The organism is Micromonospora desertarenae (assembly GCF_056150265.1).
The window spans coordinates 423,939-438,340 of sequence record NZ_JAXCFQ010000001.1 but is presented as its reverse complement, the minus strand read 5'-3'; the positions used below and the strand labels follow the sequence as shown (position 1 = coordinate 438,340).

Here is a 14,402-nt window from a genome sequence, read left to right as displayed (position 1 = left end):
GCGGTCGGCGGTCAGCCGGACCAGCTGATGTTCCGGCGGACCCGCTCGTACTCGCGGGCCAGTTCGGCGTCGATGCGGGCCGAGCGCTCCTCGTCGAGCACCACCGCCGCCTCGTGCGCCGGCCGGCTCGCCAGCATCCGGTGCCGCAACCCGGTGGGCGGGTGGGAGGCGAACAGCGACGTCTCGTCGCGCACCGAGAGCTGGCGGCGTCGGGCCAGCCGGTCGGCCGCCGCCGCCCGCGCCTCGGTCACCGCCGCCCGCCACCGCTGCGGCCCGTGCCCGGCCCGCGCCTCCCGGCGTACGGCGAGCGCGACGGAGTCGGCCGCCAGGGTGGCGTCCAGCAGGCTGGTCGCGGCGGCCGTGCCGGCGGCCCGCGCGGCCATCTCGTCGGCCAGGTACTCGGCCCGCTGGATGTCGCGCAGCGCGACGCAGACCAGGGCCACGTGGGCGGCGAAGAGCAGCCGCGCCAGCGTCCACTGGAACGCCCGGGCCAGCGCCGCCCCGACCATCTCCAGGATGCCGGCCCCGGCGACGGTGTCCACCGGGCGGACCAGGTTCGCCGCCGTGCCGAGCGTGGTGAACGCCGGCTGGGTGAGCAGCGCCCGGCGGGGATCGTTGTTGACGAAGTGCCCGAGTTCGTGGCCGAGCAGCGCCACCCGCTCCGGCGGGGTGAGCGAGCCCCAGTACGGCAACCCGAGGCAGAGCACGGCACGGCGCCGCAGCCCGACCCGGCCGGCGTACGCGTTGAGGTCGCCGTCCACGCCGACCACCTCGGGCACGGGTGCGCCGACCGCCGCCGCCACCTCGTCGACGAGCCGGAACAGCTCCGGTGCCCGGGCCCGGTCGAGCACCTCCAGATCCTCGTCCAGCCGGCCGAACCGGGGGCGCAGCGCGACGGCGAGCCCGAGCAGCGCGACGCCGAGCAGGATCGACGGGTTGGGGAACCGGAACGCCACGATCAGCCAGATTCCGGTGCCGGCGAGCGCGACCACGCCGGCGAGCAGCACCAGCGAGGCGGCCCCGGTGACGACCCGCGCGACGCCCGCGCCGGTGGCCTCCGGCTGCCGGCCGACCAGTCGCGCGAACTGCCGTCGCGTCGTCCGGTAGGCGAGCCGGTGGGTCCACCGGTCCACCCACCTCCAGCCGAACTCCGGCGCCCGCCGGTCCACCTCGTACGCGTCGAGGTTCCACTCGCACCCGGCGCACCAGGGCAGCGCGCCGGGCAGCGACACCGTCGCCGCGCCGCAGTCCGGGCAGGCGCTTCGGTCGGTCACCGTCTCGATCATGAGGTCCGATGGTGGCGGTGGCCGGGGCGTACCGGAACCGGCCGTTCAGCCGATCCCGCCCCGCGTCCCGGCACCTGTTTGCGCAGTTCCGGCCCGGCTCGGGAGGTAGCACGTCTACTGTGGAGGCGAGCGGAGATTTGCGGTGTTCCGGTGGCGGCCGGGCGATTCGCGGTGCACAGTGATCCCATGAGCGACAGCGGGAGTGGTGGGCACTACTACTGGTGCACCCGACACCACCGGGTCGAGACCGATGCCGACGTGTGCCCTGCCAAGCACGTTCTCGGACCGTACGCCTCAGCCACCGACGCCGAGAACGCGCTGCAGCGGGTGCGGGAGCGCAACGAAGCGTGGGACGCCGAGGACGCCCGTTGGGCCGGGGAGGACAGATGAGCGGCGCGGGACGGCCCGCGTCGAGGTACCGCGTGCTCCGCGAGGGCGAGAGCACGTCCCCAAGGAGGGAACCGAGATGGCCGTAACACCGAAGGCCACCCGCCCGGCCGCGAAACGGACCACCGCGAAGAAGACCGCCGCGGCGGAGCGGAACACCGGCGCGAGCCGCACCACGCCCGCGCGCCGGGCCGCGACCACGGCGGCCAAGAAGGCGACCGCGGGCGCCGGCCGGGCGCCGGCGAAGAAGACCGCCAAGTCGACCCCCGCCCGGCAGGCCGGAGCCAAGGCCACCACCGCGGCGCGGAAGGCCGCCGCGAAGGCGCCGGCCAGGAAGGCGGCGACCCGGACCACCGGAGCCGCGAAGAAGACGGCGGCGGCGGCGAAGAAGGCGCCCGCCAAGACCTCGACCGCGGCGGCCCGGAAGGTCAGCTCGACGGCGAAGAAGACCACCGCCGCCGCCAAGAAGACCACCACCGCGGCGAAGAAGACCACCACGGCGGCGAAGGCGCCGGCGAAGAAGACCGCCACGGCGGCGAAGGCGCCGGCGAAGAAGGCCGCCGCGAAGAAGACCACCGCGAAGAAGACGGCCGCCAAGAAGACGGCCGCCAAGAAGACGGCGCCGACCCGCCCGACCGGCACCGCCCGCAAGACCGCGGCGAAGACCGCCCCGGCCCGCAAGGCGCCCGCGAAGAAGGCCACGGCGACCTCCTCGACCACCGCCCGCAAGGCGGCCACCGCCAAGAAGGCCCCGGCGAAGCGGACCACCGTGGCCAAGGCGCCGGCGAAGCGGGCGGCCACGCGTACGGGGGCGGCCGGCGGCACCCGCACCACCGCCCGGAAGGCCACCGGCTGACCTGCCGCGCTGACCGTCGGCGCTGACCGGCCCGCCGCGCCGATCGGTCGGCGCCGACCGGCCCGCGCCGGGGAAGCGGATCAACCGCCGCGCTGTCAGGATTGACCCCGTGGTCATCCGACGCGTACTCGCGCCCCGCATCGACTTCGGCGCGCTGCGCCGCGAGCTGGGACTCCCCGAGGAGTTCCCGGTCGCGGCGCAGCGCGAGGCGGACGCCGCCGCGGCCGCCCCGCCCCGCCCGCCCGTCGACCGCACCGACGTGCCGTTCGTGACCCTGGACCCGGCCGAGTCGCGCGACCTGGACCAGGCGATGTGCCTCACCCGCCGGCCCGGCGGCGGCTACCGGGTGCGGTACGCGATCGCCGACGTCGCCGCGCACGTCCGCCCCGGCGGCGCGCTGGAGGAGGAGACCTGGCGGCGGGGGCAGACCGTCTACCTGCCCGACGGCAACGTGCCGTTGCACCCGGAGACGCTCAGCGAGGGCGCGGCGAGCCTGCTGCCGGACGTCGACCGGGCCGCCGTGGTGTGGACGATCGACCTGGACGCCGACGGCGGCACCGTCGCCGTCGAGCTGGAACGGGCACTGGTGCGCAGCCGGGCCAAGCTCGACTACGCCGGCGTCCAGGCCGACGCCGACGCCGGCCGGCTGCCCGAGCCGATCGCCCTGCTGCCCGAACTCGGCGCGCTGCTCACCGCCCGCGGGCTGCGCCGGGGCGCGATCAACCTGCCGCTGCCCGAACAGGACGTGGAGGCCGACGGCGACGGTTGGCGGCTGGTGCTGCGCGGGCCGGTGCCGATGGAGGAGCACAACGCGCAGATCTCCCTGCTCACCGGGATGGCCGCCGCCGACATCATGCTGGCCGGCCGGGTCGGGCTGCTGCGGACCATGCCCGCGCCGAAGCCCGAGGCGGTGCACCGGCTGCGGGCCGCCGCCGCCCCGCTGGGCGTGCACTGGCCGGACGGCGCCGGCCCCGGCGAGGTGCTGGCCGGGCTGGACGCCGGGCAACCCCGGGCAGCCGCCTTCGTCGACCAGGCCGCCGAGCTGATGCGCGGCGCCGCGTACACCGCCTTCGACGGCGAGGTCCCCGAGCAGCCGCGGCACGGCGGGGTCGCGGCCGCGTACGCCCATGTCACCGCGCCGCTGCGGCGGCTGGCCGACCGGTACGCCACGGAGGTCTGCCTGGCGTTGCACGCGGGCCGGCCGGTGCCGGAGTGGGTCCGCGCGGCGCTGCCCCGGCTGCCCGAGGCGATGGCGGTGACCGACCGGACCGCCTCGGCGGCCAGCCGGGGCGCCATCGAGCTGGCCGAGGCGGTGCTGCTGGCGCACCGGGTGGGGGAGACCTTCGACGCCGCGGTGCTGGACGTCGACGCGCCGCCGAACGGCCGGAGCCGACCGGGCCGGCCGCCGGGCGGCACCGTCGCGCTGGACGACCCGCCGGTGCGGGCCCGGTGCGTCGGCGAGCTGCCGCTCGGCGAACGGATCCGGGTCCGGCTGGTCACCGCCGACCCGGTCGCCCGCTCGGTCGTCTTCGAACGCGCCTGACCGCGCGGCACCGGCGCGTGTCGGGCCCACCGACCCGGACCGCCGCACGCTCGCCCGGCGCGCGTCGGGCCCACCGACCCGGACCGCCGCACGCTCGCCCGGCGCGCGTCGGGCCCAACGAGCCGGACCGCCGCACGCTCGCCCGTCGCGCGGGCCGCCGGCCTCAGCCGACCCGACGGCCGAGGCGGGCCGGCCGCCCCGGGCCGGCCGGGTCAGCGGGGTTTGTCACAGCGCCGGGCGCTGCTGCCGGGACACCGGGTTTGCGAGGATGACCGCATGGCATACGACGCGAGCGCACTGCCCGACGTGTCCGGGCTGACCGTCGGCATCATCGGCGGGACCGGCGACCAGGGGCGAGGGCTCGCCTACCGGTTCGCCCGGGCCGGGCAGCGGGTGCTGATCGGTTCCCGGTCGGCCGAGCGGGCCGCGCGGTCCGCCGAGGAGATCGCCGCCCTGCCCGGCGTACCGGCGGGGACGACGGTCACCGGCGGCGACAACGACGAGGTGGCCCGGGGCAGCGACATCGTCGTCATCGCGGTGCCCTGGGACGGGCACGCGGCCACCGTCGCCGCGCTCGCCGAGCCGCTCGCCGGCAAGATCGTGGTCGACTGCGTCAACCCGCTCGGCTTCGACAAGCAGGGCCCGTACGCGCTGCCGGTGCCCGAGGGCAGCGCCGTCCAGCAGGCCGCCGGGCTGCTGCCCGACTCGCGGGTCTGCGCGGCGTTCAACCACGTCAGCGCCCCGCTGCTGGCCGACCCGGAGATCGACCGGATCGACCTGGACGTGCTGATCTGCACCGAGGACCGGGAGGTGGCCGGGGTGGTCGCGGCGCTCGCCGCGCGGATCCCCGGCATGCGCGGCATCTACGCCGGCCGGCTGCGCAACGCCCACCAGATCGAGGCGTTCACCGCCAACCTGATCGCCATCAACAAGCGCTACAAGGCGCACGCCGGCATCCGCGTCACCGACCTCTGACCGCGCGCATCCCCCTGATCCCGGCGTCGCCGACGCCCGTTCCTACCGGGGTGCCGGGGGCGGGAGCGGGATGCGGCGGTAGTGGGGGTGCAGCCGGCCGACGGCCAGGGCGTTCTCGTCGAGACCGGGTAGACGACCAGGTCGGGTGTCGGCGAACGCGAAGCCGAGCGCCAGCGTCCCGTTGGCCATCTCGCCCCTGCCGCGCGCTCACCGGATCTTGGTAGGGAACCGCCCCTCCAGGGGCCGTTCCCTACCAAGATCTCCGCGGCCGGGGCGGGCGGGGCGGGGCGGTTAGAAGGTGTGCTCCGGGGCGGGGAAGTCGCCGCCGCGTACCTCGTCGGCGAAGCGCCGGGTGGCGTCGGCGAGGGTGCCGGCCAGGTCGGCGTAGCGCTTGACGAAGCGCGGCGCCTTGCCGGCGCGCAGCCCGGCCATGTCCTGCCAGACCAGCACCTGGGCGTCGGTGTCCGGGCCGGCGCCGATGCCCACGGTGGGGATCCGCAGCTCGTGCGTGATCCGCTTGGCCACCTCGCCGGGCACCATCTCCAGCACCACCGCGAACGCGCCCGCCTCGGCCACCGCGTGCGCGTCGGCGATCACCTCGTCGGCGGCGTCCCCGCGACCCTGCACCCGGTAGCCACCGAGGGCGTGCTCGCTCTGCGGGGTGAAGCCGACGTGTGCCATCACCGGGATGCCGGCGCCGGTGATCGCCGCGATCTGCGCCGCGCAGCGCCGGCCGCCCTCCAGCTTCACCGCGTGGCAGCCACCCTCCTTCATGAACCGCACAGCGGTGCGCAGCGCCTGCGTCGGGCCCTCCTCGTACGAGCCGAAGGGCAGGTCACCGACGACCAGCGTGTGCCGGGTGGCGCGGACCACCGCGCGGACCAGCGGCAGCAGTTCCTCGGCGGTCACCGGGACCGTCGTCTCGTAGCCGAACACGTTGTTCGCCGCCGAGTCGCCGACCAGCAGCACCGGGATGCCGGCCTGGTCGAAGATCGACGCGGTGTACTGGTCGTACGAGGTGAGCATCGGCCACCGCTCGCCGCGCTCCTTGGCGGCGATCAGGTCGCGGGTGCGGATCCGGCGGGTGGCCGGGCCGCCGTAGAGGGCGGTCACCTCGGTCGGGGTGGACTCCACCATGACTCTCTCCTTCCTCGAGGCCGCGTGCGCGGTCCCCGGGTTCCGCCGCGATCGTCGCACCGGACGGCCCGGCGGCGGCAGGGCGCAGTGGAGGATTTCACTCCCGGGCCGGGCTCCGGCCCGACCCGGCGGGCGGGCTCAGCCCTTCTCCCGCCACCGGTTGGTGATCGGCAGCCGCCGGTCCCGGCCGAACGCCTTCATCGAGATCTTCGTGCCCGGCGCGGACTGCCGCCGCTTGTACTCGGCGGTATCCACCATCCGCAGCACCTTGTCGACCACCGCCGGATCGTGGCCGGACTCGACCAGCCCGTCCCGGCCCAGGTCACCGTCGACGTAGCCGATCAGGATCGGGTCGAGCACGTCGTAGTCGGGCAGCGTGTCGCTGTCCAGCTGGCCCGGGCTCAGCTCGGCGCTCGGCGGCTTGCCGATCGAGTTCTCCGGGATCGGCGGGGTCTCGCCCCGGCGGGCCGCGTCGGCGTTGCGCCACTTCGCCAGCCGCCAGATCAGCGTCTTCCACACGTCCTTGACCGGGTTGAAGCCACCGACCGAGTCGCCGTAGAGGGTGGAGTAGCCGACCGCCAGCTCGCTCTTGTTGCCGGTGGTCAGCACCAGGTGGCCCTCCTGGTTCGACAGCGCCATCAGGATCACCCCGCGCACCCGGGCCTGGAGGTTCTCCACCGTCACCCCGGACAGCGACATGTTGGCCAGGAAGGTGTCCACCATCGGCTGGATCGGCTCGGTCCGGTAGTCCAGCCCGGTGCGCTTGGCCAGCTCCGCCGCGTCCTCCCGGCTGTGCTCGGAGGAGTGCTGGCTGGGCAGCGACACCCCGACCACCCGGTCCGGCCCGAGCGCGTCCACCGCCAGCGCGGCCACCACCGCCGAGTCGATGCCGCCGGAGAGGCCGAGCACCACCGAGGGGAACCGGTTCTTGTTGACGTAGTCGCGCAGGCCGAGCACCAGCGCGTGCCACACCTCGGCCTCGTCGGCCACCGGGGCGATCAGCCCGCCGGTCACCGCCGGCCCGGCGGGCGCCGGCGGCAGCTCGCCGATCGCGGCGCGCACCACCCGCAGCCCGTCGGCCAGCTCGGCGCCCGCGTCGGCCGGCTCGCCCGCCGCCGGCAGCTCCAGGTCGTGCACCAGCAGGTGCTCGACGAACTGCGGGGCCCGGGCGAGCAGCTCGCCGTCGGCGCCGACGACCATCGAGTCGCCCTCGAAGACCAGCTCGTCCTGGCCGCCGATCATGTTCACGTACGCGATGGCCGCGCCCGCCTCGGCGGCCCGGCGGCGGACCAGCGGCAGCCGGATGTCGTCCTTGTTCAGCTCGTACGGCGAGCCGTTGATGTTCACGACCAGGCCGACGCCGGCCTGCCGGGCGGCGGCGAACGGGCCGCCGGCCTGCCACAGGTCCTCGCAGATGGTCAGCGCCACGTCCACCCCACCGACCCGGACCACGGTGAGCATGTCGCCGGGCAGGAAGTAGCGGTCCTCGTCGAACACCCCGTAGTTGGGCAGGTGGTGCTTGAAGTAGGTGGCGACCACCTCGCCCCGGTGCAGCAGCGCGGCGGCGTTGCGGGCGCCCCGCCCCGGTTCGGCGTCGCCGGCGACCTGCGGCGGGCCGTCGGCGTCCAGGTAGCCGACCACCACCGCCAGGTCGCCCAGCCCGTCCGCGGCCAGGTCGGCGGCGAGCCGGCGCAGGGCCGCCTGCGAGGCCGCCACGAACGACCGCCGGAAGACCAGGTCCTCGACCGGGTAGCCGGTCAGCATCATCTCCGGGAACGCGACGAGCTGGGCGCCGGCGTCCGCGGCCTGGCGGGTCCAGCTACGGACCAGGCCGGCGTTGCCGGCGAGGTCGCCGACGGTCGGGTTGACCTGGCACAGGGCGAGACGCAGGGTGGGCATGTCCTCATCTTGCCCCAGCGGCAGGGGGCCGACACGGCGGGCCGCGCGAGACGGCGGCCACCGCCGCGGCGCCTCGCGGGCCCCGGCCGGCACGGCCGGTCCGCGCGGCGGGACGCGGCGGGACGACCGGCGGGAGCTTCGCGTAACGTCGGCGTAACGAGGCCGGTGGAGACTGGTCGGTCAGGCCGGGCCGGGGCCCGTCCGGTGGCCGACGAGGTGTCGCGAGGAGTGGAAGTGGACCGTCAGCAGGAGTTCGTCCTCCGTACGCTGGAAGAGCGGGACATCCGGTTCGTCCGGCTCTGGTTCACCGACGTGCTCGGCACCCTGAAGAGCGTGTCGGTGGCCCCCGCCGAGCTGGAGGCGGCCTTCGAGGAGGGCATCGGGTTCGACGGCTCGGCGATCGAGGGCTTCGCCCGGGTCTTCGAGTCCGACATGGTGGCCATGCCCGACCCGACCACCTTCCAGGTCTTCCCGTTCGAGGGCGGGGTCAGCGGCGAGAGCGCCCGGATGTTCTGCGACATCCTGCTGCCCGACGGCGGGCCGTCCTGGGCCGACCCGCGGCACGTGCTGCGCCGGGCGCTGTCCAAGGCCGCGGAGAAGGGCTTCACCTTCTACACCCACCCGGAGATCGAGTTCTTCCTGCTGGAGAACGGCCCGCTGGACGGGTCGGTGCCCACGCCGGTGGACACCGGCGGCTACTTCGAGCACACCACCCACGCGGTGGCCCGGGACTTCCGCCGCCAGGCGGTGCTGGCGCTGGAGCGGATCGGCATCTCGGTGGAGTTCAGCCACCACGAGGTGGCCCCCGGCCAGCAGGAGATCGACCTGCGCTACGCCGACGCGCTGACCACCGCCGACAACATCATGACCTTCCGGCACGTGGTGAAGGAGGTGGCGCTCTCCACCGGCGTGCAGGCCACCTTCATGCCGAAGCCCTTCACCGACCAGCCGGGCAGCGGCATGCACACCCACCTGTCGCTGTTCGAGGGGGAGCGCAACGCCTTCCACGACGCCGGCGACCCGATGAAGCTGTCCAAGGTGGCCCGCGCGTTCATCGCCGGGCTGCTGGTGCACGCCCGCGAGTACACGGCGGTCACCAACCAGTGGGTGAACTCCTACAAGCGACTCTTCCCGCAGGCCCTGCCGGACCGGGTCACCGAGAGCCCGGCGTACGTCTGCTGGGGTCACCTGAACCGGTCCGCGCTGGTCCGGGTGCCCGCGTACGGCAAGCCGAACTCGGCCCGGGTCGAGGTCCGCTCGCCGGACTCGGCGGCCAACCCCTACCTGGCCTTCGCGGTGCTGCTCGGCGCCGGCCTCAAGGGCATCGAGGAGGGCTACGAGCTGCCGCCGGGCGCCGAGGACGACGTCTGGTCGCTGACCAGCGCCGAGCGGCGGGCGATGGGCTACGAGCCGTTGCCGGAGAACCTCTCCGAGGCGATCGACGTGATGGCCGGCTCGGAGCTGGTCGCCGAGGTGCTCGGCGAGCACGTCTTCGACTTCTTCCTGCGCAACAAGCGCGCCGAGTGGGAGCAGTACCGCCGCGAGGTCACCCCGTACGAGCGGCAGCGCTACCTGTCGCTCTAGCCGGTCCGCCCGCCCGGGGGCTGCCGGCGGTGGCGTGCTGCCGCTATCGTCTCGATCACCGCGCCGGCACCCCCGCCGGGCGTAGCCGGTCGGGAGGCAGTCGGTGCTGGAGGATCTGCTCAGCGGAGCCTGGCAGAGTGTGGTGTTCGGGGTCGTCGGGGTCGCCCTGATGGCGGCCGGTTTCCTGCTGGTCGACCTGCTGACGCCGGGGCGGCTGCGGGAGCTGATCTGGGTGCGCCGCAACGGCAACGCCGCGCTGTTGCTCGCCGCCAACCAGCTCGGCATCGCCGGTATCGTCTTCACCGCGATCCTGACCAGCTACAGCGACTTCACCAAGGGGTTGGCGTCCACGGTGATCTTCGGGCTGGTCGGGTTGGCCATCATGGCGCTGGCCTTCTTCGTGCTGGACCTGCTCACCCCGGGCCGGCTCGGCGAGATCATCTGCGCGGACGAGCCGCACCCGGCGGCCCGGGTCAGCGCCGCCACCCACTTCGGCGCCGCGCTGATCGTCTGCGCCTGCATCGCCTGAGCCGGTCTGTCGTACCCGCGACCTAGGTTCGCGGGGTGAACCGCACGGACCGTCTCTACGCCATCGTCGAGGAGTTGCGCGCGGTGTCGCCGCGGCCGCGCAGCGCCCGCTGGCTGGCCGAGCGCTTCGAGGTCAGCGTCCGCACCATCGAGCGCGACATCGGCGCCCTGCAACAGTCCGGGGTGCCGATCTGGGCCGAGCCGGGCCGCACCGGCGGCTACGCCGTGGACCGGGCCCGCACCCTGCCGCCGGTGAACCTGACCCCCGGCGAGGCGGTGGCGATGGCGGTGGCGCTGCACCGGTTGCGCGGCACCCCGTTCGCCGCGGCCGCCGGCACCGCGCTGCGCAAGCTGCTCGCGGTGATGCCGGCCGCCGACGCCGCCGAGGCGCACCGGCTCGCCGCGCGGGTGCGGCTGATCGGCGACGGGCCGGTGACCCCCGTCCCGGCCACCGTCGCCGACGCGGTGTCCGCCGGGCGGGTGCTGCGCATCCGGTACGCCGACCGCGCCGGCGCGGGGACGCTGCGCGAGGTGGAGCCGCTCGGCTACCTCGGCAATGCCCGGCACTGGTACCTGCTGGCCTGGTGCCGGATGCGCGGCGGCATCCGGGCGTTCCGCACCGACCGGATCGTCTCGGTGACCACCCTCGCCGAGCGGGTGCCCGACCGGGACCTGGATCTGGACGTCGCCTGCGACATCCCGCGGGAGCGGGTCCGCCGGCTGAGCCTGGTCTGAGCGGTGGGAGGCGGCGACGGTCGCCGGCCCGTGGCCTGACCCGGCGTCGGGCGGCGTGGTCCGCCGGCCGTTCGCGGGGGGTTCGCCGCCCGCTGGCGCCTGTTCCGCGCCGGTCGCGCCGGCCGCGCCGGTCGCTCGCGCGGCTGGACAACGTCGGAAACACCGACAGGACGCTGTCGCGGGTGAGGGTGAGGCTGCTTCCCGACGGCGCCGGCAGAACGCCGGCGCCCGGCACGGGAGGCGATACATGACGACCAACAACGGCGTGACCTGGTTCGAGATCGGCACCGAGCGGCCGGACGAGGCCGAGCGGTTCTACGGCGACCTGTTCGGCTGGACCTTCACCGAGGAGGGCGCCGGCGGCGCCACGTACCGGACGACCGGAGCCGGCGGCAGCGAGGGGATCGGCGGCGCGGTCCGGGGCACCGGCGGCACCAGCCCGAACTACGCCATCTTCTACGTCCAGGTGGCCGACGTGGCCGAGACCTGCCGTCGGGCGGAGGCGGCCGGCGGCAAGGTGCTGGTGCCGCGCCGGGAGAACGACAACGGGCTCGCCTTCGCCCACCTGCTCGACCCGGCCGGCAACCACCTCGGCGTCTTCAGCCCGCCGCCGGCCGGCTGAACCGCCGGAGCGTGGTCCGGGCGGGTCGTCCCCGCCCGACCACGATGCCTGGGAGTCGTCATGACGACTCCCAGGCATCACGGCGGGACCGGTCACCCGGCCCGGACGAGCGGTGGGCAGGCCCGGGCCGGGCGTGGGTGCGTCAGCCCGAGGTCACTTGCCGGCCGGGCCACCGTGCCCGCGGCCGCCCGGGCCGCCCGGGGCGCCGGGGAGGACGCCGGCCTCGATCGCCGCGGTGATCGCGTCGGCCTGCTCCTGGGTGAGCTTGCCGTCCTCGACGGCCTGCGCCAGCCGCTCCTTCAGCGTCGCCTGCCGGTCCTCGGCGGACGGACGCTCCGGCCGGTCGGCCGGCTTGTGCTCCTCGCGGATCTTCTCCAGCGCGGCGGTCACCTTGTCGGTGGAGACGCCCAGCTCCCCGGCGAGCGCCTCGGCGAACTCGGCCTGGCGGTCGGCCCGCTGCTGCTGCCGGTCGTCGGTGGCGCTGGCGCTCGGCGCCGGGTCGGTGCCGTCGGCGGCGAAGGCGACCGTCGGGGCGGCGACCCCGAGGCCGAGCACGCCGGCCGTCGCCAGCCCCGCGATCAGGTGCTTCCTCGTCATGGCCATGGTGTCCTCCAACTCGTCGGTACGTGGTGCGCTGACCTCACCGACAGTGACCAGCCGAACTGGGGGCGGCCCATGGCGAAGCTGTCAGCGAGCTGGCAATCCGGGCCGGCCGGCCGGGACAAACCGGTTGCTCCGGGACGCCGCGGCGGTAAGGGTGGACGGTCGCCAGGCCCGGCCCGATCCGGGGGTCGGGCGACCGCCGACGGGAAGGTGACCGCCAGTGACAACGCCGCAGATCCGCGAGATTCCGCTGCCCGATCCGGCCGCCGGCCCGTACGGCATCACCGTGGGGCCGGACGGCGCGCTCTGGGTGACGCTGGTGCACGCCGGCGCGATCGCCCGGGTGGAGCCCGACGGCACGGCCCGGGTCCATCCGCTGGAGCCGGCCGGCAGCCGGCCGCTGATCATCACCCCCGGCCCGGACGGGGCGCTCTGGTTCACCCGCTCCGGTGACGACCGGATCGGTCGGATCACCACCGACGGGCGGCAGAGCGCCGTCGTCCTGCCGGCGGGCACCGGCCCGTGCGGCATCGTCGCCGGTCCCGACGGCGCCCTCTGGTACGCCGGGATGAGCTCCGACACGGTCGGCCGGGTCGGCACCGACGGCGAGCTGACCGAGTTCCCGCTCCCGGTGACCGGCGGGTTCCCGTCGATGCTCGCCGCCGGGCCGGACGGTGCCGTCTGGTGCACGCTCAACCAGGCGAACGCGATCGCCCGCGTCGGCCGGGACGGGGCGGTGGACCTGCACCCGCTGCCGACCGAGGGCGCCGGGCCGGTGGGCATCACCGCCGGGGTCGACGGGGCGCTCTGGTTCGTCGAGATCGCCGCCGGTCAGCTCGGCCGGATCACCCCGGACGGCCGGATCGACGAGTTCCCGCTGCCCGACCGGGCCGCCCGGCCGCACGCGATCGTCGCCGACCCGGCGGGCGGTTGCTGGTACACCGAGTGGGCCGCCAACCGCGTCGGCCACGTCGACCCGAGCGGCCGCATCGACAGCTACCCGCTGCCCACCCCCGCCGCCGAACCCCACGGCCTCACCCTCGCCCCCGACCACACCATCTGGACCGCCCTAGAATCCGGCTCCCTAGCCCACCTAACCCCCCAACCCACCCCCCACCCCCTTCCCCCTTCCCTTCCCCCTCCCCCCGCCTCCCCTCCCCCCGCAGCTGACCCCGGTGATCATGAGGTTATCGGGGAAGACTCCGACATTTCGCGCCGCTAACCTCATGATCAACCGGGTGGGGTGGGGGTGGGGGTGGGGGGAGGGGGGTGGGGGTTAGCGGACGGCGGGGGTGGTGGTGAGGGTGCCGGAGTTGGCGTCGAGGGTGGCCTCGGTGCCGACGGGGACGGTGAGCTGGCCGGTGCCGTGGCCGATGGGGAGGCCGCCGAGGACCGGGACGCCGAGGTCGCCGAGGCGCTCGGCGAGCACGTCGGCGACGGTGACCGACCAGCCGTCCGCGCAGTCGGTGAACTGCCCGACGGCCACCCCGGCCAGCCCGTCCAGCGCGCCGGCCCGGCGCAGCTGGGTGAGCATCCGGTCCACCTTGTACGGCGGTTCCCCCACGTCCTCGACGAGCAGCACCGCCCCGGTCAGGTCCGGCATGTCCGGGGTGCCCAGCGACGCCACGATCAGGCAGAGGTTCCCGCCGAGCAGCGGGCCGCTGGCCCGGCCGGGCACCCGCACCGGATAGGTCTCCTCACCGGGCACCGCGGTCACCGTGACCGGCTCGGTGGTCATCAGCGCGGCGTGCAGCGACTCGGCGGAGCGGGGCGGGGTGCGGTCGTCCGTCCAGGCCGCGCCGGGGCCGTGCACGCTGGCCAGCCGGGCGCCCCGCCAGAGCGCGAACTGCAACGCGGTGATGTCGGAGAAGCCGGCCACCACCTTCGGGTCGCGGCGTACCGCTGCCATGTCGATCGCGTCCACCACCCGCTGCGCGCCGTACCCGCCCCGGGTGCAGATCACCCCGCGAACCTCCGGATCGGCGAAGGCGGCGTTCAGGTCGGCGGCCCGCAGTTCGTCCGCGCCGGCCAGGTAGCCCTGCCGGGCGTACGCGTTCGGCGCCAGCCTCGGCCGCAGCCCCCATCCGGTGAGCAGCTCGATGCCGCGGGCCACCCGTTCCGGCCGGGTCGGCCCGGACGGCGACACCAGCATCACCGTGTCGCCGGGGCGCAGCACCGGTGGGCGGACGACGGACGGCTGCTCGGGCGCGGTGTGGTCGGGCACAGCGGCAGAGCCTAGTCGCGCGG

At 75.2% G+C, this 14,402-nt stretch carries 15 protein-coding genes; 9 read left to right on the top strand and 6 right to left on the bottom strand.

Annotated elements, in window-relative coordinates; all coding sequences use genetic code 11:
* Positions 1–11 precede the first annotated feature (11 nt).
* Positions 12–1,286, bottom strand: a complete 1,275-nt coding sequence (locus SM577_RS01970; RefSeq protein ID WP_302918782.1) for a M48 family metallopeptidase — start codon at positions 1,284–1,286, stop codon at positions 12–14.
* A gap of 186 nt (positions 1,287–1,472) precedes the next feature.
* On the opposite strand from SM577_RS01970, the gene SM577_RS01965 reads away from it, so the two are divergent.
* From SM577_RS01965 to npdG, 4 genes are all read left to right on the top strand, one after another.
* On the top strand, positions 1,473–1,676 hold the full coding sequence (locus tag SM577_RS01965; protein WP_302918781.1) for a hypothetical protein: 204 nt from the start codon (positions 1,473–1,475) through the stop codon (positions 1,674–1,676).
* A 76-nt stretch (positions 1,677–1,752) separates the two neighbouring features.
* Positions 1,753–2,529, top strand: coding sequence for a histone (locus tag SM577_RS01960; protein WP_474581184.1), 777 nt, complete (start codon positions 1,753–1,755; stop codon positions 2,527–2,529).
* A gap of 109 nt (positions 2,530–2,638) precedes the next feature.
* On the top strand, positions 2,639–4,072 hold the full coding sequence (locus SM577_RS01955; RefSeq protein ID WP_302918779.1) for an RNB domain-containing ribonuclease: 1,434 nt from the start codon (positions 2,639–2,641) through the stop codon (positions 4,070–4,072).
* Positions 4,073–4,348: 276 nt separating this feature from the next.
* Positions 4,349–5,047 carry an NADPH-dependent F420 reductase gene (npdG, locus tag SM577_RS01950; RefSeq protein WP_302918778.1) on the top strand — a complete coding sequence of 233 codons (699 nt, stop codon included), beginning with the start codon at positions 4,349–4,351 and terminating at the stop codon, positions 5,045–5,047.
* A gap of 42 nt (positions 5,048–5,089) precedes the next feature.
* Here the strand turns inward: npdG and SM577_RS01945 are convergent, their stop codons facing one another.
* The 3 genes from SM577_RS01945 to SM577_RS01935 form a co-directional block, all read right to left on the bottom strand.
* Positions 5,090–5,236, bottom strand: a complete 147-nt coding sequence (locus SM577_RS01945; RefSeq protein ID WP_302918777.1) for a hypothetical protein — start codon at positions 5,234–5,236, stop codon at positions 5,090–5,092.
* A 102-nt stretch (positions 5,237–5,338) separates the two neighbouring features.
* A complete protein-coding gene (gene panB, locus SM577_RS01940) occupies positions 5,339–6,184 on the bottom strand; it encodes a 3-methyl-2-oxobutanoate hydroxymethyltransferase (RefSeq protein ID WP_474586139.1) in 846 nt (281 codons plus the stop codon).
* A gap of 138 nt (positions 6,185–6,322) precedes the next feature.
* Positions 6,323–8,083: an NAD+ synthase gene (locus SM577_RS01935; RefSeq protein ID WP_474586138.1), complete on the bottom strand. Its 1,761-nt coding sequence runs from the start codon at positions 8,081–8,083 to the stop codon at positions 6,323–6,325.
* Positions 8,084–8,317: 234 nt separating this feature from the next.
* Here SM577_RS01935 and glnA point away from each other — a divergent pair, with 234 nt between their 5' ends.
* From glnA to SM577_RS01915, 4 genes are all read left to right on the top strand, one after another.
* Positions 8,318–9,667: a type I glutamate--ammonia ligase gene (gene glnA / locus SM577_RS01930; protein WP_302918775.1), complete on the top strand. Its 1,350-nt coding sequence runs from the start codon at positions 8,318–8,320 to the stop codon at positions 9,665–9,667.
* A 103-nt stretch (positions 9,668–9,770) separates the two neighbouring features.
* On the top strand, positions 9,771–10,196 hold the full coding sequence (locus tag SM577_RS01925) for a DUF350 domain-containing protein (protein WP_302918774.1): 426 nt from the start codon (positions 9,771–9,773) through the stop codon (positions 10,194–10,196).
* A gap of 35 nt (positions 10,197–10,231) precedes the next feature.
* On the top strand, positions 10,232–10,930 hold the full coding sequence (locus tag SM577_RS01920; RefSeq protein ID WP_474581188.1) for a helix-turn-helix transcriptional regulator: 699 nt from the start codon (positions 10,232–10,234) through the stop codon (positions 10,928–10,930).
* Positions 10,931–11,177: 247 nt separating this feature from the next.
* A complete protein-coding gene (locus SM577_RS01915) occupies positions 11,178–11,552 on the top strand; it encodes a VOC family protein (protein WP_302918772.1) in 375 nt (124 codons plus the stop codon).
* Positions 11,553–11,705: 153 nt separating this feature from the next.
* Here SM577_RS01915 and SM577_RS01910 read toward each other — a convergent pair whose 3' ends face one another.
* On the bottom strand, positions 11,706–12,155 hold the full coding sequence (locus SM577_RS01910) for a hypothetical protein (RefSeq protein ID WP_474586137.1): 450 nt from the start codon (positions 12,153–12,155) through the stop codon (positions 11,706–11,708).
* A 220-nt stretch (positions 12,156–12,375) separates the two neighbouring features.
* Between SM577_RS01910 and SM577_RS01905 the strand changes: the two genes are divergently transcribed.
* Complete coding sequence (locus SM577_RS01905; RefSeq protein ID WP_474586136.1) at positions 12,376–13,377, top strand: Vgb family protein; 1,002 nt, start codon at positions 12,376–12,378, stop codon at positions 13,375–13,377.
* Positions 13,378–13,431: 54 nt separating this feature from the next.
* Here the strand turns inward: SM577_RS01905 and SM577_RS01900 are convergent, their stop codons facing one another.
* A complete protein-coding gene (locus SM577_RS01900) occupies positions 13,432–14,307 on the bottom strand; it encodes a S66 peptidase family protein (protein WP_474581272.1) in 876 nt (291 codons plus the stop codon).
* Positions 14,308–14,402 lie beyond the last annotated feature (95 nt).

Coding starts and splice junctions, on each gene's coding strand:
- SM577_RS01970 (WP_302918782.1), bottom strand. CDS start 1,286: ATGATCGAGACGGTGACCGACCGAAGCGCCTGCCCGGACTGCGGCGCG.
- SM577_RS01965 (WP_302918781.1), top strand. CDS start 1,473: ATGAGCGACAGCGGGAGTGGTGGGCACTACTACTGGTGCACCCGACAC.
- SM577_RS01960 (WP_474581184.1), top strand. CDS start 1,753: ATGGCCGTAACACCGAAGGCCACCCGCCCGGCCGCGAAACGGACCACC.
- npdG (WP_302918778.1), top strand. CDS start 4,349: ATGGCATACGACGCGAGCGCACTGCCCGACGTGTCCGGGCTGACCGTC.
- SM577_RS01945 (WP_302918777.1), bottom strand. CDS start 5,236: ATGGCCAACGGGACGCTGGCGCTCGGCTTCGCGTTCGCCGACACCCGA.
- panB (WP_474586139.1), bottom strand. CDS start 6,184: ATGGTGGAGTCCACCCCGACCGAGGTGACCGCCCTCTACGGCGGCCCG.
- SM577_RS01935 (WP_474586138.1), bottom strand. CDS start 8,083: ATGCCCACCCTGCGTCTCGCCCTGTGCCAGGTCAACCCGACCGTCGGC.
- SM577_RS01915 (WP_302918772.1), top strand. CDS start 11,178: ATGACGACCAACAACGGCGTGACCTGGTTCGAGATCGGCACCGAGCGG.
- SM577_RS01910 (WP_474586137.1), bottom strand. CDS start 12,155: ATGGCCATGACGAGGAAGCACCTGATCGCGGGGCTGGCGACGGCCGGC.
- SM577_RS01900 (WP_474581272.1), bottom strand. CDS start 14,307: ATGCTGGTGTCGCCGTCCGGGCCGACCCGGCCGGAACGGGTGGCCCGC.